The organism is Glutamicibacter sp. NPDC127525 (assembly GCF_042672105.1).
Lineage (GTDB): Bacteria > Actinomycetota > Actinomycetes > Actinomycetales > Micrococcaceae > Glutamicibacter.
Genome location: NZ_JBHXVN010000004.1, coordinates 365,875 through 386,853 on the forward strand (window position 1 = coordinate 365,875; position 20,979 = coordinate 386,853).

The 20,979-nt window shown below is 61.4% G+C and carries 21 protein-coding genes; 9 read left to right on the forward strand and 12 right to left on the reverse strand.

Annotation, left to right across the window (positions count from 1 at the left end; genetic code table 11):
- Nucleotides 1-82: 82 nt before the first annotated feature.
- The 3 genes from ACFVHU_RS12035 to ACFVHU_RS12045 all read right to left on the reverse strand — a co-directional run bounded on the left by ACFVHU_RS12035 (nucleotide 83) and on the right by ACFVHU_RS12045 (nucleotide 3,354).
- A complete protein-coding gene (locus ACFVHU_RS12035; protein ID WP_388024617.1) occupies nucleotides 83-1,063 on the reverse strand; it encodes a TIGR00730 family Rossman fold protein in 981 nt (326 codons plus the stop codon).
- Between the two features lie 192 nt (nucleotides 1,064-1,255).
- The gene (locus ACFVHU_RS12040; protein WP_388024618.1) at nucleotides 1,256-2,545 is read right to left on the reverse strand and encodes an adenylosuccinate synthase; all 1,290 of its coding nucleotides are present in this window, start codon (nucleotides 2,543-2,545) and stop codon (nucleotides 1,256-1,258) included.
- A 155-nt stretch (nucleotides 2,546-2,700) separates the two neighbouring features.
- A complete protein-coding gene (locus ACFVHU_RS12045) occupies nucleotides 2,701-3,354 on the reverse strand; it encodes a Pr6Pr family membrane protein (protein ID WP_105657920.1) in 654 nt (217 codons plus the stop codon).
- 176 nt (nucleotides 3,355-3,530) lie between these two features.
- On the opposite strand from ACFVHU_RS12045, the gene ACFVHU_RS12050 reads away from it, so the two are divergent.
- A complete protein-coding gene (locus tag ACFVHU_RS12050) occupies nucleotides 3,531-4,340 on the forward strand; it encodes a MerR family transcriptional regulator (protein ID WP_388024620.1) in 810 nt (269 codons plus the stop codon).
- On the opposite strand, the gene ACFVHU_RS12055 is transcribed toward ACFVHU_RS12050, so the two are convergent.
- Nucleotides 4,325-5,560 carry an ROK family transcriptional regulator gene (locus ACFVHU_RS12055; protein ID WP_332488375.1) on the reverse strand — a complete coding sequence of 412 codons (1,236 nt, stop codon included), beginning with the start codon at nucleotides 5,558-5,560 and terminating at the stop codon, nucleotides 4,325-4,327. The two genes, ACFVHU_RS12050 and ACFVHU_RS12055, sit on opposite strands and share 16 nt — an antisense overlap.
- Before the next feature lie 130 nt (nucleotides 5,561-5,690).
- Here ACFVHU_RS12055 and xylA point away from each other — a divergent pair, with 130 nt between their 5' ends.
- From xylA to ACFVHU_RS12075, 4 genes are read left to right on the forward strand one after another with little or no spacing between them, the layout of a single operon-like run.
- Nucleotides 5,691-6,878, forward strand: a complete 1,188-nt coding sequence (gene xylA, locus ACFVHU_RS12060) for a xylose isomerase (protein ID WP_105662643.1) — start codon at nucleotides 5,691-5,693, stop codon at nucleotides 6,876-6,878.
- Between the two features lie 41 nt (nucleotides 6,879-6,919).
- Entirely contained in the window at nucleotides 6,920-8,347 is a 1,428-nt protein-coding gene (xylB, locus tag ACFVHU_RS12065) for a xylulokinase (protein ID WP_388024622.1), read from the forward strand.
- 9 nt (nucleotides 8,348-8,356) lie between these two features.
- Nucleotides 8,357-9,625 (forward strand): FAD-binding protein, encoded by a 1,269-nt coding sequence (locus ACFVHU_RS12070; RefSeq protein ID WP_388024624.1) that lies wholly within the window; start codon nucleotides 8,357-8,359, stop codon nucleotides 9,623-9,625.
- Between the two features lie 33 nt (nucleotides 9,626-9,658).
- The gene (locus ACFVHU_RS12075; protein WP_388024626.1) at nucleotides 9,659-10,192 is read left to right on the forward strand and encodes a TetR/AcrR family transcriptional regulator; all 534 of its coding nucleotides are present in this window, start codon (nucleotides 9,659-9,661) and stop codon (nucleotides 10,190-10,192) included.
- On the opposite strand, the gene ACFVHU_RS12080 is transcribed toward ACFVHU_RS12075, so the two are convergent.
- The 4 genes from ACFVHU_RS12080 to kynU all read right to left on the reverse strand — a co-directional run bounded on the left by ACFVHU_RS12080 (nucleotide 10,189) and on the right by kynU (nucleotide 14,486).
- On the reverse strand, nucleotides 10,189-10,623 hold the full coding sequence (locus tag ACFVHU_RS12080) for a hypothetical protein (protein ID WP_388024628.1): 435 nt from the start codon (nucleotides 10,621-10,623) through the stop codon (nucleotides 10,189-10,191). The genes ACFVHU_RS12075 and ACFVHU_RS12080 overlap by 4 nt on opposite strands.
- 346 nt (nucleotides 10,624-10,969) lie before the next feature.
- Nucleotides 10,970-11,593, reverse strand: coding sequence for a thymidine kinase (locus tag ACFVHU_RS12085; RefSeq protein WP_388024659.1), 624 nt, complete (start codon nucleotides 11,591-11,593; stop codon nucleotides 10,970-10,972).
- 106 nt (nucleotides 11,594-11,699) lie between these two features.
- Complete coding sequence (locus ACFVHU_RS12090) at nucleotides 11,700-13,082, reverse strand: amino acid permease (RefSeq protein WP_388024629.1); 1,383 nt, start codon at nucleotides 13,080-13,082, stop codon at nucleotides 11,700-11,702.
- Nucleotides 13,083-13,205: 123 nt separating this feature from the next.
- Nucleotides 13,206-14,486 carry a kynureninase gene (gene kynU / locus ACFVHU_RS12095; RefSeq protein ID WP_388024631.1) on the reverse strand — a complete coding sequence of 427 codons (1,281 nt, stop codon included), beginning with the start codon at nucleotides 14,484-14,486 and terminating at the stop codon, nucleotides 13,206-13,208.
- 163 nt (nucleotides 14,487-14,649) lie between these two features.
- Between kynU and ACFVHU_RS12100 the strand changes: the two genes are divergently transcribed.
- The 4 genes from ACFVHU_RS12100 (at nucleotide 14,650) to ACFVHU_RS12115 (ending at nucleotide 17,706) form a co-directional block, all read left to right on the forward strand.
- Nucleotides 14,650-15,099, forward strand: coding sequence for an Lrp/AsnC family transcriptional regulator (locus tag ACFVHU_RS12100; protein ID WP_133834961.1), 450 nt, complete (start codon nucleotides 14,650-14,652; stop codon nucleotides 15,097-15,099).
- A gap of 72 nt (nucleotides 15,100-15,171) precedes the next feature.
- Complete coding sequence (locus ACFVHU_RS12105; RefSeq protein WP_388024633.1) at nucleotides 15,172-15,600, forward strand: hypothetical protein; 429 nt, start codon at nucleotides 15,172-15,174, stop codon at nucleotides 15,598-15,600.
- A complete protein-coding gene (locus tag ACFVHU_RS12110; RefSeq protein ID WP_286172332.1) occupies nucleotides 15,590-17,041 on the forward strand; it encodes a cell wall metabolism sensor histidine kinase WalK in 1,452 nt (483 codons plus the stop codon). The genes ACFVHU_RS12105 and ACFVHU_RS12110 overlap by 11 nt, the downstream gene beginning before the upstream one ends.
- On the forward strand, nucleotides 17,038-17,706 hold the full coding sequence (locus ACFVHU_RS12115) for a response regulator transcription factor (RefSeq protein ID WP_133834963.1): 669 nt from the start codon (nucleotides 17,038-17,040) through the stop codon (nucleotides 17,704-17,706). The genes ACFVHU_RS12110 and ACFVHU_RS12115 overlap by 4 nt, the downstream gene beginning before the upstream one ends.
- An 18-nt stretch (nucleotides 17,707-17,724) precedes the next feature.
- Here the strand turns inward: ACFVHU_RS12115 and ACFVHU_RS12120 are convergent, their stop codons facing one another.
- The 4 genes from ACFVHU_RS12120 to fbaA all read right to left on the reverse strand — a co-directional run bounded on the left by ACFVHU_RS12120 (nucleotide 17,725) and on the right by fbaA (nucleotide 20,939).
- Nucleotides 17,725-18,543: a polyphosphate polymerase domain-containing protein gene (locus ACFVHU_RS12120; protein WP_133834964.1), complete on the reverse strand. Its 819-nt coding sequence runs from the start codon at nucleotides 18,541-18,543 to the stop codon at nucleotides 17,725-17,727.
- Nucleotides 18,543-19,211 (reverse strand): DUF4956 domain-containing protein, encoded by a 669-nt coding sequence (locus tag ACFVHU_RS12125; protein ID WP_133834965.1) that lies wholly within the window; start codon nucleotides 19,209-19,211, stop codon nucleotides 18,543-18,545. Before ACFVHU_RS12125 ends, ACFVHU_RS12120 begins: the two co-directional genes overlap by 1 nt.
- A gap of 286 nt (nucleotides 19,212-19,497) precedes the next feature.
- Nucleotides 19,498-19,914 (reverse strand): DUF3151 domain-containing protein, encoded by a 417-nt coding sequence (locus ACFVHU_RS12130; protein ID WP_133834966.1) that lies wholly within the window; start codon nucleotides 19,912-19,914, stop codon nucleotides 19,498-19,500.
- A gap of 2 nt (nucleotides 19,915-19,916) precedes the next feature.
- Entirely contained in the window at nucleotides 19,917-20,939 is a 1,023-nt protein-coding gene (gene fbaA, locus ACFVHU_RS12135) for a class II fructose-bisphosphate aldolase (RefSeq protein ID WP_133834967.1), read from the reverse strand.
- Between the last annotated feature and the right edge of the window lie 40 nt (nucleotides 20,940-20,979).

The window sequence follows — 20,979 nt, forward strand, 5'->3', positions numbered from 1 at the left end:
TACCGAGTCGAGCAGATAGATTCGAGCCCTGTGCCCAGCGGTGAAAACCGCTGGGCACAGGGCTCGTTTGGTTCATCGAGCTTCAGTTCTTGGAACCGGCGCCCCATTTTGCCGCTGGCGCTTCCCACGAGGATAGGGCATCCAAAAGCGCTTCCGGTTCGCTGGCGACCACCAATGAGTCACGGAACTTCGGGGCCAGGAAACCCTGATCCGTCATGTGATCCAGCATGCTCAGCAGCGGCTGCCAGAATCCGTCGACGTCCAGGAGTGCTACCGGTTTTGCGTGGATTCCAAGCTGTTGCCAAGTCCATACTTCAAAGAGCTCTTCCAACGTTCCGGCGCCACCAGGCAGGGCGACAAAACCATCAGCCAGTTCTGACATGCGGTGCTTGCGAGCATGCATGTCGGGCACAACTTCCAAGCTCGTTAATCCTGGATGCGCCAGTTCACCATCAACCAGGACCTGCGGCATAACTCCGAAAACGTCTCCACCGGCCGCTCGGGCAGCATCAGCAATTGATCCCATCAGGCCTACCCGTCCGCCGCCGTAGACGATGGCTCGACCCGAGGCAGCAACAGTGCGCGCGAAGTTTTCTGCCGCCTGCTCATAAATAGGTGAATTGCCCGAAGCGGAGCCGGTGAAAACTGCCAGCCTTCGAATCTTTCGGTGCTGGGCGGCCAAGACTGGGAAGACCACGTCTTTGAGCAAAGGAGCGAGCTCGTCCAGTTCCGCTAATGGGTCAATCCACCGCAGCTGTTCAATTTCGGCCAGAGGTTCAGCAATCGGTACCAACGGATGTTCAAATACGGTGGCTTGAACGCTATGCCCTTCTTCGTTAGCCGCCGGGGCCGTGAAGGTTCCAATGAGACGCAGCAATGCTGAATCCAAGCTTACTCCCAGCTCTTCGCTCACTTCTCGCATCGCTGCATCAATAGCCGCTTCCCCTGGCTCTGGCTTGCCACCAGGGAACATGAATGATGCCGTACCCCGTTTGCGGACTGTCAGAACCTGCCCCGCATCGTTTCTGAAAATGACGGCGCTGACAATAATCTGTTCTGGCATTCGAGTTCCTTCTTGGTACATCCGCATACTGGTTGCGCCTGTTCGGCACAACCGGCAGGCACCATTCAATCCTAGAGTTTCATCTGGGTGTGACTGGATCTCGTGGCCAACATGCTTTGGCGCTACGCAAACGAAAAAGAGCCGCCGCAGTTCATCAGCTGATGAACTGCGGCGGCTCCTTGGCTACAGGAACTAGTCCTGGATCAGATCGTGGCGCACGATGGTCTGATCGCGGTCCGGTCCCACGCCGATGGCGGAGATCCGGGTGCCGGAGATCTTCTCCAGGGCCAGGATGTAGTTCCTTGCGTTCTCCGGAAGCTCTTCCATGCTCTGCGCACCCGAGATGTCCTCGGTCCAGCCCGGGAAGTACTCGAAGATCGGCTTCGCGTGGTGGAACTCGGTCTGCGTCATCGGCATTTCGTCGTGGCGCACGCCGTCAACGTCGTAGGCCACGCATACCGGGATCTGCTCAATGTTGGTGAGCACATCCAGCTTGGTGACGAAGTAGTCGGTGAAGCCGTTCACGCGCGAAGCGTGGCGAGCCAGCACGGCGTCGTACCAACCGCAACGACGCGGGCGTCCGGTGTTTACGCCGAATTCGCCACCGGTCTTCTGCAGGTAGAGGCCCATGTCGTCGAACAGCTCGGTAGGGAACGGACCAGCACCCACGCGGGTGGTGTAGGCCTTGATGATGCCGATGGAGCGGGTGATGCGGGTCGGGCCGATGCCCGAACCCACGGACGCGCCACCAGCAGTCGGGTTGGAGGACGTCACGAATGGGTAGGTACCGTGGTCCACGTCCAGGAAGGTGGCCTGGCCGCCTTCCATCAGCACGACCTTGTCCTCGTCCAGAGCCTTGTTCAGCTCGTAGGTGGAGTCGATGACCAGCGGGCGCAGGCGCTCGGCGTAGGAGAGGAAGTACGAGACGATTTCCTCGACCTCGACGCTGCGGCGGTTGTAGATCTTGACCAGCAGCTCGTTCTTCTGGCGCAGTGCGCCTTCGACCTTCTGGCGCAGGATGGACTCGTCGAAGACGTCCTGCACGCGGATGCCCAGGCGTCCGACCTTGTCCATGTAGGCGGGGCCGATGCCGCGGCCGGTGGTGCCGATGGCCCGCTTGCCCAGGAAGCGTTCGGTGACCTTGTCCATGGTCTGGTGGTACGGGGCCACCAGGTGGGCGTTGGCCGAAACGCGCAGCTTCGAGGTGTCGGCGCCGCGCGATTCCAGGCCGTCGATTTCTTCGAAGAGGGCTTCAAGGTTCACCACGCAGCCATTGCCGATAATCGGAGTGGCGTTCGGGGAAAGGATGCCGGCAGGAAGGAGCTTGAGCTCGTACTTCTCGCCGCCTACGACCACGGTGTGCCCGGCGTTGTTGCCGCCGTTTGGCTTCACTACATAGTCGACCTTGCCACCGAGCAGGTCGGTAGCCTTTCCTTTGCCTTCATCGCCCCATTGGGCTCCGACGATCACGATTGCTGGCATGGGATCCTCCCCCTTGCTTAAAGCAGCGGTTGCGGCGTGCTTAGCGCCGTCCCGGCACGGTGCCGGACAAAAAATATGCCCCTGTCCTGCTCACTGAAACCTGAAGGTCCGTTGCAAGAGTTAGGGGCTCTTACGACCAAAGTTTACCGAAACGATTAGCGAATCTCGAGTTGCACGTCACGATGTCGCCCACGCAGGCCATAAGCGACAACCAGAAAAGCTATTCCCGCGAAGAGCACGGCAATGGAAACAACGTACAGGGCAATGACGGGGTATCCCTGATCCGGGTCGAGGAACGGGTAAGGAACCCATCCATCGGACGCTCCGCGAATCAGCACTACCCCGGTCCAGAGCAACGGGTAAATCAGCAATAGCGGCACCGCCCGGTAGGACAGGGAAGTACGGTCCCTGGCCAAGAGCCAATCGGCCAGAACCAGCAGGGGACCGAGAATATGCATTACCCAATTCGCCCAAGGAAGCGGAACCCCGCCTGCGGCCCCTAAGGGTGCCAGCAGCGTGAGGTAGATCAGCCCGACCACGACCATGCACACGCTCGCCATGGCACGCAGGCCCACAACCCAGCGGGGCATCGAAGCACCCTTGGCTAGGCCCATCAGTCCTGCGATAAGCCCGACCAGAACCACCACCAGATTCGACTGGATGGTGAAGTAGCCAAAGAAATTCAGTGGCTGCACCGGGCCCCGTGAGGCAGTGTCGGCGTAGGTCGCCACGATAGCGCCCAGGGTGGCCAGCGCCCACAGTATCCGAGCCAGGTTGAGGAAGCGCAAGGCGGTTTGACGGGTCTTCACCCTGGAAGACTATAGCCAGCTGCTGCCTCATCCAAGGATTCATGCGTAGCTGCTCGGAGATTCCGGAACTTTGCCGGCCGTCAAAACCGCCCGGGAGAACTCTCGCGATGCAACAATTATTCCAAAACCAGCCAAGGGCTTGACCCTGACACAGTGTGAGGGCGGAGAACTGAAGCATGCTATCCATCGGGGCGTTTGCGCAGATCGGCCAGGTTACCCACCGCATGCTGCGGCACTGGGATACCGCCGGGGTGCTCAAGCCCGCCCACGTAGACCCGTGCAGCGGCTACCGTTCCTACGACCCTTCCCAGCTCCAGCGCTTGCATCAGATCGTGGCCTTGCGCGAGCTGGGTTTCGGCCTGGAAGAGGTTTCCCTGATCCTGGATCAGGGAGCCACCGCGGAAAAGATTGCTGAGCACTTGCAGAATCGTGCCGCGCAGGTCGAGGCCGAACACCGGCTGGCCACGCAGCGGCTGCAGGATGTGCAACGGCGCCCGCGCTTGATCTCAAAGGAGAATCTCATGTCACGCATTGAAATCATCCACAAGCCACTGCCCGCAGTGCGCTTGGCCGCAGGCCGCTTCACGGTGTCCGAGCAACCTGAAATCGCTGGTCGCATCGGCCCGCTCTTCGACAGAATCGCGCAGTCCATTCAGGGCCAAAGCCTTGCCACGCCCATTGCGCAATACAACGGAACTGAGGATGGAGTAGAGGTCATTGCCGGATACGCCACTAACGCTCCCAACCTCGCCGATGTCGAAATCATCGAGCTCCCCGCGGTGCCCGAAGCCATCTGCGGAGTGCACCTCGGCTCCATGGACACCATCCATGAAAGCTGGCAGGCCGTGCACGAAGAAGTCCTAGCCCGCGGTTTGGTTCCGACCGGTCCGTGCCGCGAAGTCTACGTGCGTGCCATCTCCGAAGACCAAGGTGATTGGGTGGCCGAACTGCAGCAGCCGGTAGGCGTTTCTCAACCCACCAGCTGATGCGGGGCCTCCAACAGGTCCCCCGCCACGCTGCGCGCGGCACCGACCAGCGCACCTGTTTGGCCCAGCGGCGAGCACAGCAGTCGAGCCTGGCCGGCGATGCTCGGCGCGTGCATCTGGAGGCTGGCTTCCATGGCAGGACGTAGCCACTGTTCCAGGGCGGCAAAGTGCCCGCCAAAGACTACCGTGGAAACGTCATACAGGCGCATGGCCGAGGCCACCGCAATTCCCAAGGATTTTCCGGCCTCGGCTACCGCGCTCAGCGCGGGTTCGGTTCCGGTTTCCAGCGCTTGGAATAGCTGGTGGATCCGCCGTTGGCGCGAGGCGCTATCGACCATCGCCCCTAGATCAGCGGCAGCCAGGATCGCTTCCTGCCCGGCAATGGTTTCCAAGCATCCACGACCGCCGCAGCTGCAGGCCCTGCCCTCGGGGGCAATCACCACATGCCCGAGTTCACCGGCGTGTCCCTGGGGACCGGCAAAAAGTTCAGCGTCGATTATCAATCCGCCACCGATGCCCACTTCCCCGGAGACAAACAGGAAGTCGCGTTCTTGGACGTCCATCAACTGCTGCTGGGCCAGCGCTGAGGCGTTGGCTTCGTTAAAGAGCCTGAAGCGGGTTTTGGCGTCGGGCAGCAATGCTGCGACATCCAGGTCTTGCCGCTCCCAGCCGAGGTTAGGGGCCTGCAGGACGGTGTACCGCTCCTCGTTGACCAAACCAGGAACAGCCAACCCGCCGCCGAGAATCATTAGCCCTTGGGCCCGGGCGGCAGCTTGGAGCCTTTGACTCAGCTCTCCCAGCGCAGCGAGCACTTCGCTGGCTGTTGAGCTGTGGTTGGCACTGGGCAGGATTTCGTGTGCCAGCAGTTTGCCGCTGAGGTCCACCAGCCCGGCGGCTATGTAGTCAACGTTGATTTCCATGCCCATGACACAGCGTGCGGGGTTCAGGATGAGCCCCACCGAGGGCCGCCCGCGTTCCCCGTCGCGGTGCACGCCAATTTCGATAACTAGTCCGGCCGCCAGCAAATCGGCGACCAGGCTGGAGACCGAGGCCTTGGTGAGCTGGCTGAGTTGGGCGATATCGGCGCGTGATAACCGCTGGTCTTCCCCTGCGCCTGCGATCACCGATAGGACCCTGGCCAGGTTGGCTTTGCGCACGTCTCCGACGTTACCCGGGGCCGAAGAGCTTGCGGCACGGGCGCTAGACGCTGGTTGGCGCATGCCTTCTCCTTGAGAATTTATTGGGACGAATCGTTCACTGCTCGCTATTGACTCTAGCGCATCACCACCCATATAGTTCAGGACATAAACTAAATGGCATCAGCCAACCCCCGATCCAAGGATGCATCCCATGACTCTTCAGCCAACCGCCGCCGACCGCTTCACTTTTGGACTGTGGACCGTGGGATGGACCGGTGCCGATCCCTTCGGTGTCGCCACCCGCAAGAACCTGGATCCGGTGGAAGCTGTCCACAAGCTGGCCGAGCTCGGCGCCTACGGCATCACCTTCCACGACAACGACCTGATTCCTTTTGACGCCACCGCTTCCCAGCGCGAGCAGATCCTTTCGGACTTCCGTGCAGCACTCAAGGAAACCGGCCTGAAGGTCCCGATGGTGACCACCAACCTGTTCAGCCACCCGGTATTCAAGGATGGCGGCTTCACCTCCAACGACCGCTCGATCCGCCGCTTCGCGCTGGCCAAGGTCCTGCACAACATCGACCTGGCAGCCGAAATGGGCGCCGAAACCTTCGTCATGTGGGGCGGCCGCGAAGGCGCCGAGTACGACGGCTCGAAGGACCTGGCCGCGGCACTTGACCGCATGGGCGAAGGCGTGGACACCGCAGCCGGCTACATCAAGGAAAAAGGCTACAACCTGCGCATCGCGCTGGAGCCGAAGCCGAATGAGCCACGCGGCGACATCTTCCTGCCAACCGTAGGCCACGGCCTGGCCTTCATCGAGAAGCTGGAACACGGGGACATTGTCGGATTGAACCCGGAGACCGGCCACGAGCAGATGGCTGGCCTGAACTTCACCCACGGCATCGCCCAGGCGCTGTGGGCAGGCAAGCTGTTCCACATCGACCTCAACGGCCAGCGCGGCATCAAGTACGACCAGGACCTGGTCTTCGGCCACGGCGATCTGACCAGCGCCTTCTTCACCGTCGACCTGCTGGAGAACGGCTTCCCGACCGGCGGACCCAAGTACGATGGCCCCCGCCACTTCGACTACAAGCCATCGCGCACCGACGGCTACGACGGCGTGTGGGACTCGGCCAAGGCAAACATGTCCATGTACCTGATGCTCAAGGAACGCGCACAGGCATTCCGCGCAGACCCCGAGGTCCAGGAGGCGATGAAGCTCTCGGGCGTGTTCGAGCTGGGCGAGAGCACCCTGGACGCCGGCGAAACCGCGCAGCAGCTGATGGACGATGCGGCAAGCTTCGCCGACTTCGACGCCAACGCCGCAGCGCAGCGCAACTTCGCGTTCATCCGCCTGAACCAGCTGGCCATCGAGCACCTGCTCAACGCCCGCTAGACCGCTCACCCCCGCCCACCGCAGAAAGCAGCCGAAGAACAATGACGCTCGTTGCCGGCATAGATTCATCCACCCAGTCATGCAAGGTGGTCATCCGCGACGCCGCAACAGGCGCCCTGGTCCGCTCCGGCCGTGCCTCGCACCCCGATGGCACCGAAGTGGATCCGGAATCCTGGTTCAGCGCATTGCAGGAAGCGATCGCCCAGGCCGGGGGCCTGGACGACGTGGACGCCATCTCGGTGGGCGGGCAGCAGCATGGCATGGTGGTGCTCGACGCCAGCGGTGCGGTGATCCGCCCGGCACTGCTGTGGAACGACACCCGCAGCGCGCAGGCGGCCAGCCAGATCATCACCGAGGCAGGCCAGGGCGATGCCGCGGCGGGCGCCCAGTACTGGGCACAGCGCACCGGCACCGTCCCGGTCTCCTCGATCACGCTGACCAAGCTGCGCTGGCTGAGGGACAATGAGCCCCAGAACGCGGCCAAGGTCGCTGCCGTCTGCCTGCCGCACGACTGGCTGTCCTGGCGCCTGGCCGGCTACGGCCCGGGCTCCGGGGCAGCAGGGCTGGCCGCCCTGCGCACCGATCGTTCGGATGCCTCGGGCACCGGCTACTACCGTGCCGCCGAAAACGCCTATGACTACGAGGCGCTGGAGCAGCATCTGGGCCACGCCCCGATTCTGCCTACGGTCGCTGGCCCGCTGGAATCCATTGGCCGCACCACTTCCGGAGCACTGATCGGTGCCGGCGCGGGCGATAACGCCGCGGCCGGCTTGGGCGTAGGCGCCACGGTGGGCGACGTCGTCATGTCCCTGGGCACCTCCGGCACCGTCTTCGCGGTTGCCGATTCCCCATCGGCAGATGCCTCCGGCCTGGTGGCAGGCTTCGCCGACGCCACCGGCAACTACCTGCCATTGGTATGCACCCTGAATGCCACCCGCATCTTCGATGCCACCGCCACCCTGCTGCAGGTCAGCCTCGAAGAATTCAATGACCTGGCACTATCCGCCGTCCCGGGTAGCGACGGGCTGGCCTTGCTGCCCTACTTCGACGGCGAGCGCACCCCGAACCTGCCAGAGGCCACCGGCTCGCTGCATGGCATCACCCGAGCCAACTACACCGCCGCGAATCTGGCCCGCAGCGCCGTGGAAGCGGTGGTTTGCTCGCTAGCCGACGGCCTGCGCGCACTGGAAGCCCAAGGGGTTGAAGCGCAGCGCATCATCCTTGTCGGCGGTGGCGCGCGGTCCCGCGCGGTCCAGCAGATCGCCGCCCAGATCCTGGGATTGCCAATTTTGATCCCGGCCCCGGGCGAATACGTCGCCGATGGCGCAGCCCGCCAGGCGGCCGGCGTACTGGCCGGGGAATTCCCCAATTGGGCCCAGGGCACTGCCCAAGTCCCAGCGATGGAACTGGCCCCGCAGATACTGGAACGCTATCGCGCACTGGTTTCCAGCCAGTGGCTCGACAAGTAAGGATTAGCCGTGGAACTGCGCAACAAGGAACTGAACTGGGCCGGAAATCTTGAATACCGGGCCGCGCAACTGCTGTTTCCCGCCAGCCTCGAGCAGCTGCAGGATATTGTTCGCGCAGCCAAGGCCGTGAAGGTCCTGGGCTCCCGCCATTCCTTCAATGACATCGCCGATACCCGCGAAACCATGATCACGCTGGCCAAGATGCCGGAAGCCATCGAGATTGATGCGCTGGCCATGGCCGTGCGCGTCAGCGCCGGCACCACCTACGGCGCCCTGGCTGATGCACTTCAACGCGCCGGCTATGCCCTGCACAATCTCGCCTCCCTGCCGCATATCTCGGTAGCCGGCGCAGTATCCACCGGAACCCACGGTTCGGGCGAAACCCATGGCAACCTCGCCACCGCCGTGCGCGCAGTGGAACTGGTGCTGGCCGACGGCTCGCAACTGAGCGTGCAGCGCGGCGACGAGGATTTCAATGGCATCGTGGTCGGCCTGGGCGCGCTGGGCGTGCTGACCCACCTCACCTTGGATATCCTGCCGAGCTTCGAGATGCAGCAGACCGTCTACCAGGATCTGTCCTGGGACAAGGTGCTCGACGGCTTCGACACCATCCAGGCTTCGGCCTACAGCGTCAGCCTGTTCACTGACTGGAGCGGCGAGCAGGTAGGCCAGACCTGGCTCAAGCGCCGCGTCGGCGATGCGCTGGTAGAGCATTTTGACCAGGGCCGGTTCGGCGGGTTCCCGGCAACTGCTGCGATGCACCCGCTGCCCGGTGCCGATGGGTCCATCTGCAGCCAACAGCTCGGAGCAACCGGTCCATGGTCGGATCGCTTGGCGCATTTCCGCATGGACTTCACCCCCAGCGCCGGCGATGAACTGCAGACCGAATACCTGGTCCCGCGCGAGCACGCGGCAGAAGCGATCCAGGCCGTCCGCGGGCTTTCCCCCGCCATCACTCCCCTGCTGCTGGTCTCGGAAGTGCGCACCATTGCCGCCGATGAACTGTGGCTCAGTGGAAACTACGGCCGTGACGGCATCGCCCTGCACTTCACCTGGAAATCCCAGCAGGAGGCTGTCGAGGCGCTCCTACCGCGGATCGAGGAAGCACTGGCTCCTTTTGCGGCACGCCCGCACTGGGGCAAGCTCTTCGCAGCCACCTCTACGCAGCTGGCCGGGCTGTATCCGAAGTTCAACGACTTCATTGCATTGGCGCAGCGCCTGGATCCGTCCGGCAAGTTCCGCAACGACTTCCTGGACCGCACGGTGTTTGGAGCCTAAGCGCGCACAGGCGTTGCGACTAGACTTGTCACCATGGCATTGACTCAGTTAACGGTCGTGGACACCGCGGTCGGCATCCTGCAACAGTTCGGGTTGGCTGATTTGTCGATGCGCCGATTGGCCAAGGAACTCGATGTCCAGGTCGGTGCGCTCTACTGGCATGTGAAGAACAAGCAGGAGCTGCTGGCGCAGGTTGCCGCCCAGCTGCTGAATACCCCTGCGCTGACGGTGGATGCCGAGGACTACAATTCCCCCTCCGAGGCGATCCTTCAGCTGGCGCGCAAGCTCTACCTCGCGTTGCTGCCGATTCAGGACAGCCCCGAGGTCATCGAGGTCGCCACCGCAATGCAGGCCACCGAGCTCCAGCCGGTGCTGCAGCTTCGCACCCTGCTGGAAACAGCAGGGCTGCCTGCCGAAAACGCCCGCCATGGCCAGCAGCTCTTGCTGAACCACGTGCTCGGCTCGGTCGCCTACCGCCAGAACCTCGTGCAGCTCGATGTCGACGCACCCCTGGCCGATGGCTTCGACTGGGGGCTGCAGCGGGCCGTTGCCGGCCTCATCGGCTAACTCCTCGCGCCGGGAATTCCCAGTTCTGCCAGCTCCCGCGCGCTAGCGGTCAACTCTCGAACTTCGTTCTTGGCCAAGGCAGCTTCCGGGTTAGCGCTCAGGACCGAGACCTCCTCAATCAAACTAGCCAGGTAGTCCTTCGCTTCCTGCACCGAGTCGACAAGCAGCTGGGCTGCTTCGCACTGGATTTCCAGGTACGCAAACTCGGCCAGGGCAATACCAGCCACCCAACGAGCGATCACGGGCTTGTCGAGCACCCGAGCGACAGCGATCCATTCCTGCGCGAAGTCCCAATACGGTTGGGCGTCCTGCGTGATCCGGTGGTAGTCGAGCTCGTCGACCAGCATGCCAGAGTCGTGGAGCACTGCCAGGGCAACAGCTTCGGCTGCACGCCCTTGCTCGATCGCATCATGCATCAATTCCTTGTTCACGACTCACTCCAGGAATCCCTGGTATTTGCCTGCGGCCGCAAGCAGGCGATTCCTTCCGCAATGGGTTTTGCGCCCTCTAGCTGTCCGGCATGAATCGGTGCCGATGAATATTCGAATCCGTGGCCTTCGGTACTGCGCCTTCGAGAGATCCCGATGCGCCGGTGGCAGGGCCAGCGGGATGAATCTTCATTTTGGAGGTTCTTCCTTGAATGGGCCATCGCAGCGAAAACGCTGAATGGGCCGGGGCCAGCATTACCCGGCTGGCCGCCACTGGGTGGACCGGCCGCCGGCGGCTTTCGGCCGGCGCGAAGCTGCCGGCCGAAGTGCTACCGGCTAGCCCACCGAGCTAGCCCAGCTTGCCGCCGGATGCTTCCAGATAGCAGGCAGCGCACAGCGACTCGTACCAGACCTCTTCACCGTCGATAGCGACCTGGTCTCCATCAAAAACAATGTGGTCACCTGATCGGCGGGTATTGAACATGGCCTTGCGCCCGCAGCGGCAGATGGTCTTCAGCTCTTCAAGTGAGTGCGCCAGTTCCATCAAGCGTGCCGATCCCGGGAAGGCACGGGTGCGGAAGTCGGTACGGATACCGTAGGCAAGCACTGGGACATCATCGAGCACGGCAATGCGCAGAAGATCATCGACCTGGGAGCGGGAGAGGAATTGCACTTCGTCGACCAGCAGGCAGGCTACCGGCGGCGCATCCACATGCGGCAGCAAGGCATCAGGGTCATCGCCGAGGCAATGGGCCGCGAACTTCTCGCGGAGGTTCTCTTCCGGCCCCACGCTGAAGTCGACTTCCCGTTCAATGCCCAGGCGGGAAACGATTGATTTCTCGCCCTTGGTGTCGACTCCCGGCTTGGCCAGCAGGATACGCTGGCCGCGTTCTTCGTAGTTGAAGGCAGCCTGCAGCAAGCTCGTGGATTTGCCCGAGTTCATCGCTCCGTAGCGGAAATACAGCTTGGCCACCATTGCTCCTCGAAAGTTGCGGTGCCTGCCAACTGGCAGGCCCCTTAAGATCTTAGTGCCCGCGCCGCGGATCGCCAGCGAACCGGCGCCGCGGACGATTGCCCTGCTATTTCACCGCAGGCTGTTTCTTGCCGGCGAAAACCAGCCTGTAGAGCACCGACATCAAGATGACGAAGGGAACACCGAAAATCAGGGTGTACTTGAATTCCGGCACGAAGAACGAGGTCACCAGCAGGCCGGCGAGCAGTACCGAGCCGAGAATCGACGCGGCCGGGTAGCCTGGCAGCTTGTATTCCAGGACGGCCCGGTCCAGGCGCACCTGGCGGCGGAAGGACACGTGGGTCACCAGGATCATGAACCACGTCGCCAGGGCACCAAAGGTAGCCAGCGACATCATGATGCCGAAGCCTCCCTCCGGAACCAGCGCGTAGACCAGTGCTGCCACGGCGATGCCTCCGGCAGACATCCACACCGCGTGGATAGGAGCGCCCGCACTGTTGGTCCGGTGTGCCAGGCGCGGCGCGTGCCCGGAATCAGCCAGCGAATGCAGCATGCGGGTTGCCGCATAGAGCTGGGCGTTCATGGCCGAGAGCGCGGCAATGATGAGCACGAAGTTCAGTACCGAATCGGCGAACGGGATACCCATCTGGGACATCACAGTGACAAATGGCGATCCTCCGGCCAGCAGTTCGCTGGTGGGCGCCACCGCGAGGATCAGGGCCATGGTGAACACGTAGAAGAGCAGCAAGCGCAGGAAGGAGACCTTGAAGGCCTTGCGTACGGCAATCTTGGGGTTCTTTGCTTCTGCGGCGGCAATGGAGATCGCCTCGATGCCCATGTAGGAGAAGATCGCCACGATGACAGCGGTCCACATGCCGAACAGGCCATTGGAGAAGAAGCCGCCTTCGGCCGAGTAGTTATGGAACCCGTATTGGTCGCTGGGGTCGTGGAACACCAGCCAGAGGGCAATGATGATGAACGCGACCACCGCGAAGACCTTGATCGCGGAGAACCAGTATTCGGTGGTTCCGAAGATCTTCACGCTGGAGAAGTTCACGCCCAAAAGCGCGGCCGAGAAGACAAGGACCCAAACCAGCCCTGGAATCTCGGGGAACCAGTACTGCATGTACTCGCCTACCGCGCTGACTTCGGTGCCCACGGCGAAGATCAGCGCAGACCAGTACAGGTACTTGGTCAGGTACCCGGCGAAACGTCCAAGATAGCGTTCGGCGTAGACCCCGAAGGAACCGGCCACCGGCTGCTTGACGGTCATTTCCGCCAATGCGCCCATGACCAGCAAGGCGACGACCCCGCCAATGAGGTAGCTGATGATCACCGAGGGACCGGCCATGGCGATGGCGAGCTTGCTGCCCGCGAAAAGACCGGTGCCGATGGCACTGCCCAGCGCGATCATGGACATCTGCCCAGGAGTCAGCGACTTCCTCAAACCCGAACCGACTTCAGTGGCGCGTACCGGCTGCTTGCCCAACGATGCTCCCTTTAGACCTATGCGAACAGCACGGCATCGAAAATGCCGTGCTGCTGTTAAGGTTACTCGCGCGCAGATTCGCCGGCTTCGGCGCACCAAGACCCGAAAGCGGCGGAATTTGCGTTATGTCACGGCATTACGCACGGCGTACTCTTCGCGCTGCCAGGCATTGGTGTGCAGAATTTCACGCAGTTTCTCCACGGCATCCCAGATATCGGTACGCGTCAGGTACAGCGGGGTGATGCCAAAGCGCAGGACTTCCGGTTCGCGGTAGTCCCCGATGACACCCCGGTCAATGAGCGCAGCGATGATTTCGTACCCATGCTCATGGCGGAAGCTGACGTGGCTGCCGCGAGCAGCATGTTCGCGTGGAGTCACCAGTTCCAGGCCGTAGCCGGCGCAGCGGGTTTCAACCAGCTCGATGAACAGGTCCACTAGCTCCAGCGAGTTGGCGCGCACCGTGTCCATGTCCGCTTCCAGCGCGATATCCAGGCCGACCTCGATCATGGCCAGTGAAGTAACCGGCTGGGTACCGCACATGAAGCGGCGAATGTCATTTGCTGGCGTGTAGCTGTCAGCCATCTCGAAGGGCGACTTGTGCGACCACCAGCCGGACAGCGGCTGCCAGAAACGTTCATGGTGGCGGGCATTGACCCAGATGAAAGCCGGAGAGCCCGGGCCGCCGTTGAGGTACTTGTAGGTGCAGCCCACAGCGTAGTCGGCATCTGCGGCATTCAGGTCAATCGGTACTGCACCTGCGGCATGGGCCAGATCCCAGACCACCAGGGCTCCGGAGCCGTGGATGGCTGCAGTGGTCTCGCCCATGTCCCACATGGAACCGGTGCGGTAGTTCACATGCGACAGAGCCACCACGGCGACAGTTTCGTCCAGTGCGGCGCGCAGCGAGGACTCTCCATCGATGAGCTTCACCTCATAGGCCACACCGGTTTCCTGCGAGAGCGAGTTGACCAGGTCGGCCAACCCCTCGGCGATATAGATGTCCGTGGGGAAATTGTCTCGTTCGGTGAGAATCACCCGGCGCTGCGGGGCATCGGCCTTCTGCGTGCGCAGTGCCGAGGCCAAGGCCTTGAACAGATTCAGCGTGGTGGTATCGGTGATCGCAGTCTCGCTGGGGTTCGCGCCCAGCAACCGCCCCAGCTTGTCGCCGAGCTTCAGCGGCATCTCGAACCAGCCGGCGGTGTTCCAGGAACGGATCAGGCCCTGGCCCCATTCTTCGGTCACCACCTGGGCGGCGCGTTCGGCTGCACCCTTCGGCAACGCGCCCAATGAGTTGCCATCGAGGTAGATGACGCCTTCCGGGAGGTTGAAGCGGTTGCCAAAGGCCACCAGCGGGTCTGCCGCGTCCAATTGGGCAAGGGACTCTCGGGTCAGTTCCGTGGTCATTGGATCTCCTGTTCGGCCAAGATCAAAGCGGGAGGACTTCCGTTCTCCCTGGTGCATCCATCGTAGAATCTAGTTCGATATAGTGCGACCAGATCCAAACTTTTCCAAAGAATTGAGTTGATTAGCCGTGGCAGGTTCATTATGGACGGTTCAAGGCGATGCCATGCCGAATCCTGTTCGCGTCGACGAAACGGATCTGTCCATTCTCACCGAGCTGAGCAAGGATGCTCGAATTGCCAACAACGTCTTGGCTGCCACAGTCGGCTTGGCGCCATCGACCTGCTTGGGCCGGGTGAAAGCACTCTCCAAGGCGGGGGTGATCACCGGTTACCATGCCGCGATCAATGAGCGTCTTCTTGGTGTTGCCGTCAACGCCATGATCTCTATTGTGGTCTCGTCCACAGCCCGAGACCGCTTGCTCTCCTCGGCGCATCAGCTCAAAGAGCTTGCCGAGGTCAGGGAAGTCTTCGTTCTTGGCGGCTCGCCGGATTTGCTGGTTCGGGTGGCTACCCAAAGCATCGAAGACCTACGGGCATTCGTGGCCGCGCACTTGGGCTCCAACCGCGCGTTCTCATCCACCCAGACGGTAATTATCTTCGAGCACCTGGCTTAGCCGAGACAGGCTTTTTGTCATCTAACGGCGTCTCTCATCTATATCTCATTTATTTCAGCCACAATGAAAAACATGGGAAAGGAAGCTTTGCGCCGCGTCTTTGCGACGATCGCTGTCATCGCAGTCGTTTTTCTTGGCGCGTTCGGAATCAGCCAAGCCTTGGAAGGCCCGGCGGACCGGGACCTCGGTGAAGGGTTCATCTTCGAAGAAGTGACTCCTTCCCCGACAATCGGCACACCTGGCACTCCTTCCTCTTCACCTTCTTCCTCGGCGGCTGAATCCCAAAAGCCGTCCTCCAGCCCGAGCACCTCTGCCAAGCCGACAACCTCGGAAAAGCCCAAGCCCAGCGCTACCCCGACACCGAAGCCCAAGCCGAAACCTCCAGCACCAGCACCGCCAAAGAAGACCGTTGTCCCGCTGCCTCCTTCGGGCACCCAGTATGACGACGATGACGATGACGACTACGAAGACTATGACGACGACGATGACGATGACGACTAGAGCGCCGGAACGCCGGTGGTCCATCCGGGCCCGAGTTCTGACCGGGATGATGCTCCTGGTTGGCTTGGCCTTGCTGGCAGCGGGTACGGCAAGCTTCGGCGTACAACGCCACGAACTCAATGAGCGCTTGGATGAGTCATTGACTCGCACCGTCAAGGAATTCGAAGTCCTCACCGAAACCGGTGTTGATCCGCGCACCATGGAACGCTTCAAGCACGCCGAAGACCTGCTGTACATTGCAATGCAACGCACCCTGCCTTCTCCGAAGCAGGGCATGCTCTCCCTGGTAAGTGACGAGGTGCGTTGGACCGCACCGGATATCGTCAACACCCGCCTGGAAGATGATCCGGAATTCCTGGAATGGGCCAGAAGCGTCCAGGACGCCAACCATATCCGCTTGGGAACTGTCGATACGGAAATCACGACCTACCGCGCCGTTGTTGTTCCGGTCAGCCTTCCTGCAGACCACGAGCACGGCGCCTTCGTGCTGGCCTATGACTACTCGGCAGAGGCCATCGCTAATGACCGCAATTTCATGATCTTCGGCGCCGTCGGCGCCTCGGTCATGCTCGTCGCCGCACTGGCCGCCTGGCTTGTGGTAGGACGGATGCTCGACCCGATCCGCCGCCTGCAAACTACCGCGCAACAGATTTCCGAGACCGATGTATCCCAGCGCATTGAAGTTTCGGGAAATGACGAGTTCGCCGAACTGACGGTCACGGTCAACGAAATGCTGGATCGCCTCGAAGGAGCACTCGGTTCCCAACGCCAGCTGCTCGATGATGTCGGGCACGAATTGCGCACTCCGGTGACTATCATCAACGGGCATCTGGAACTGATGGATCCCAACGATCCCGATGATGTTATCCAGAGCCGGGATATCGCGATGGATGAGCTCGGGCGCATGTCCTTGCTGATCAATGACCTGGTCACCCTGGCAAAGTCCAACCGCACCGATTTCCTCCAGGTGGAGCCTGCAGAAGTCGGCAAGCTGCTTGACGACATCCTCGACAAGGCCCGCGGTCTGGGGCCGCGTCAGTGGCGCGTTGACTACCGCACCGAGGCCACCGTGACTCTCGACCCGATCCGGACTACCCAAGCCATGCTGCAGCTCTGCGCCAACGCGGTGAAGTTCTCTGCTGAGGATACCCGCATCGGCTTGGGCAACGAGATCGTCCGCGATGGCCAAGGCAACACCACCTTGCGCTGGTGGGTATCCGATGCCGGCGTGGGCATACAGGCTGAAGATCTTGAACGTATATTCGAGCGCTTCGGACGTGGCCAGAACTCGGTTCGTTCTTCGGGGTCCGGTCTGGGGCTGAACATCGTGCAGGCCATAGCGGAGACCCACGGCGGACGCGTGTGGGTGAATTCGGAACATGGCAAGGGTTCCACGTTCTACATTGATATGCCGTTGACGACTGGAAGCAAGGAAGCATGAGCCAGATACTGATCATTGAAGATGAACCGCGAATCAGTTCGTTCGTAGCCAAGGGGCTGCGTGCTGCGGGACTGACCTCATCCATCGCAGAAACCGGGCATGATGGCTTCACCCAGGCCATCGAGGGTGATCATGAGCTGATCATCCTCGACCTCGGCCTGCCGGATGAAGACGGCTTCTCGGTATTGCGGCGTCTGCGCGCCGCGCAGATCGATACTCCGGTGATCATCCTGACCGCACGCGGCAGCGTGGAAGACACGGTAGCCGGCCTGCAGAACGGCGCCGATGACTACATGGCCAAGCCATTCCACTTCGATGAGTTGCTGGCACGGGTGCGCTTGCGCCTGCGCGCCGAGGACAATGCACCTGAAGTTTCCTCGCTGACCCACGAAGACCTGAACATGGACCTGCTGCGCCGCCGGGTGACGGTCAATGAGCGCGAAGTCGATCTTTCCGCGCGTGAATTCGCGCTGGCCGAAGCCTTCTTGCGCAACCCCGGCCAAGTGCTGAGCCGCGAGCAATTGCTTTCCAGGGTCTGGGGTTATGATTTCGACCCCGGATCCAACGTGGTGGATGTGTATGTCCGCTACCTGCGCAACAAGCTCGGCTCGGAACGCTTTGAGACGGTACGCGGATTCGGCTACCGACTCGCCTCGGAGCGGTAGCCGAATCCTGCACGGGGTCTAGCGCAACGTCGGATCCGGAACGAAGCCCTGCTGGAGCAAACGGCTCCAGCGATTGGCTGGCAGCTGCGGATTCAGCAGTGCAATGCCGATGCAATACTTGGACATCGATACCTCTCGGATGCCCAGCTCGGCCAAGGCCTGGTCCGAAGCGCCCCGGCCATCAGCGGACTTGGTCTCCACGACAATCAAGTCTGGTCCGTCAACCCTCGATTCGCCGTTGGCGTATTCCAGTTCGACGTCACAGGTCAGCCGTTCGCCGTCGATGGGATTCACGAAAGTCGCACGCCGGTAGGCGCTGTCCAGCACTGGCTGCAGCTGGGGGACGTCCTGCCCGTACTCGCGGCGCAGAACCGATTCCAGGAACCCCAGGTTCTCTTCGGTCAGCTCGCCCGCGCTGTCCAGATCCTGCTCTACGCGGTGCTTCACCGTCGACCCTCGAAGCCCCTTGGTCTTGATCTCGAACATCGACAGCCCTGTGTCCGCATAAGTGCGCGAACGCACCTTGTATCTCCGGCGCCGTCCCTGGCGGTGGGCGCGGTACTGGTCGTAGTCCTCGGTATCGAAATACACCGATTCGTAGCGGAAGGTGCGCAAGCCGTCGATCTGCATGATCTTGAATTTATCGCCCAAGCGCTCGGATAATTCCGTGAATTCCTCTGGGGTCAGCAAGAACTTCTTGTCGACGCGGGTCTGCAGCGCGGCTTCGGAGATGACCTCTTCGAGACTGATCGGTTCCCGGCCGATGACGGCTTCTTCCAAAGCCGCTCGCGCCTGGGAGGCAGCGAGGTCCGCGCGCTTGGTAGCAAGCGCCGTCATCAGGACCACGTCTCCTGCTTGGCTCCGTTCTGCGCTGCCGGTGCGGACTGGCTGTTCGCCAATTCATAAGTGCCGGAGAAGCTCTCGGATGCGCTGGACTTGGCATTGGACTTGCTGCCGGCAGCGTTGGTACGGAAGCGGACATCAACGATGGTCAGGTCGCGAACCATGTCCAGCTCGACAACTACGGTTCGCAGTACCTTGGCATCCAGCAGTTCTTCCAATGCAGCCTGCAGGTCCGCCTTCTTCGGGTAGGCACGTTCCAGGGTCACGGTCTGGCGATCGGTGCGTGGGGCGAAGCTCGGGTGGTCGGCCAAGAACATCACCAGGACCAATGCCGCGGTGGCTGCTGGAGCCAACCATGCCGGATCCGGGTGCAAGCCATTGACCAATCCGATGGCCAGTGAAATGAAGTAGTAGGCCACTTCTTCCTGGGTCAGGGTGTCCGAACGAAGGCGAATAATCGAGAGAATACCGAATAGGCCGAGGCCAAGCCCCATGCCCGCGCCGCTACCCGAGAGCAATAAGGTGACAGCGAAGATGCCCATGCTCAAAGCAATATAGGCCAATACGAGGTCGCGGCGGAAGTGGCGGCGGAAGTATACGAAGTACACGAGAACCGTAATACCGATGACGTTGGACGCTAGTCCCATCCAGAATGACAACATTGCTCTACCTTTCAAAGGTGTGAAGTGATGATCCCTTCTAAATGAACTTTAGGTGAACTAAATGAGTCCAAAAGTAGAACAACATGAGAACGCCCTCATATTACTGAATGAGTCATGACCTGCATGTTTACCTTCTCATGACGGAGAGGTCGCCGTCTGGCAGGTTTTTCTCAGCTTCTGCGCACCCGATTTTTCCTAGTTCATGAGCGCATCCTCGATGCGTTAAACAGCTATCGGCGGCTCCTCTCTTTGCGAGAGGAGCCGCCGATAGCTGTTTAAGAATTGCTTACTTGCCAGCTTCGATTTCAGCCTTGGCCGTAGCATCCGAGTCGTTCAGGAACTTGCCAATGCGGTCGACTTCTTCAGTCTCGCCGATGGCAGCAGCTGCACGGCCCAGCGCGTAAAGCGAACGCAGGAAACCGCGGTTCGGTTCGTGGCGCCAAGGCACTGGACCCTGTCCGCGCCAGCCGGCTTTGCGCAGCGAGTCCAAGCCGCGGTGGTAGCCAACGCGTGCGAACGCGTAGGACTCCACGATGCGGCCCTCACTGTGCGCTTCGTTGGCAAGCAGCGCCCAAACCAGTGACGAGGCAGGGAATCTTGCCGCCAAGTCCGTGGCTTCATCACCGGCTTCATAGCGTGCGAGCACTTCGGTTTCTTCCGGAAGCAGGGTTTCCGGGATGCCCAGCAGGTTTTCTCCGACCATGGTTACTTCAGCGACTTTCCGGCCGAGCCGAGCTGCTGGGCAGCTTCAACGATGCGGGCAGCCATGGACTCTTCGGCCTTGGCGCCCCACACGCGTGGGTCGTAGGTCTTCTTGTTGCCAACTTCGCCGTCAACCTTCAGCACACCGTCATAGTTGGCAAGCATGTGGCCAGCTACCGGGCGGGTGAAGGCGTACTGGGTGTCGGTGTCGATGTTCATCTTGATCACGCCATAGGCAACTGCGTCAGCAATTTCCTGCTCAGAAGAGCCCGATCCGCCGTGGAATACCAGGTCGAATGGGTTCGCCTTGCCAATCTTGGCGCCAACCTGGGCCTGGATATCCTTCAGGATCTCTGGGCGCAGCTTTACGTTGCCTGGCTTGTAAACGCCGTGGACGTTGCCGAAGGTCAGCGCGGTGATGTAGCGGCCCTTTTCGCCAGCGCCCAAAGCCTCGATGGTAGCCAGGGCATCTTCGACGGTGCTGTACAGCTTGTCGTTGATTGCGTTTTCCACGCCGTCTTCCTCGCCGCCAACGGCACCGATTTCAACTTCGAGGATCTGCTTGGCGGCTGCGGTGCGCGGCAGCAATTCTGCGGCGATACGCAGGTTCTCTTCAAGGGTTTCAGCAGAACCATCCCACATGTGGGAGTTGAAGAATGGATCGCGGCCTGCAGCGACTTCAGCTTCCGAAGCGGCAAGCAGTGGCAACACGAAACCGTCCAGCTTGTCCGCTGGGCAGTGGTCGGTGTGCAAGGCGATGTTCACGCCGTAGTTCTTGGCAACCTGGCGGGCGAAGGCCGCGAAGCCCAGCGAGCCGGTAACCATATCCTTGATGGATGCACCAGACCAGTATGCGGCGCCGCCGGTGGAGACCTGGATGATGCCGTCGGATTCAGCCTCTGCGAAGCCGCGAATTGCGGCGTTCAGAGTCTGCGAGCTGGTCACGTTCACTGCTGGGAAGGCGTAGCCGCCTGCCTTGGCAGCATCGATCATTGCATTGTACTTATCGGGGGTTGCGATAGGCATGCTTCACTCCTGGTGATTAGCGAGGTTACGCGTCTCCATT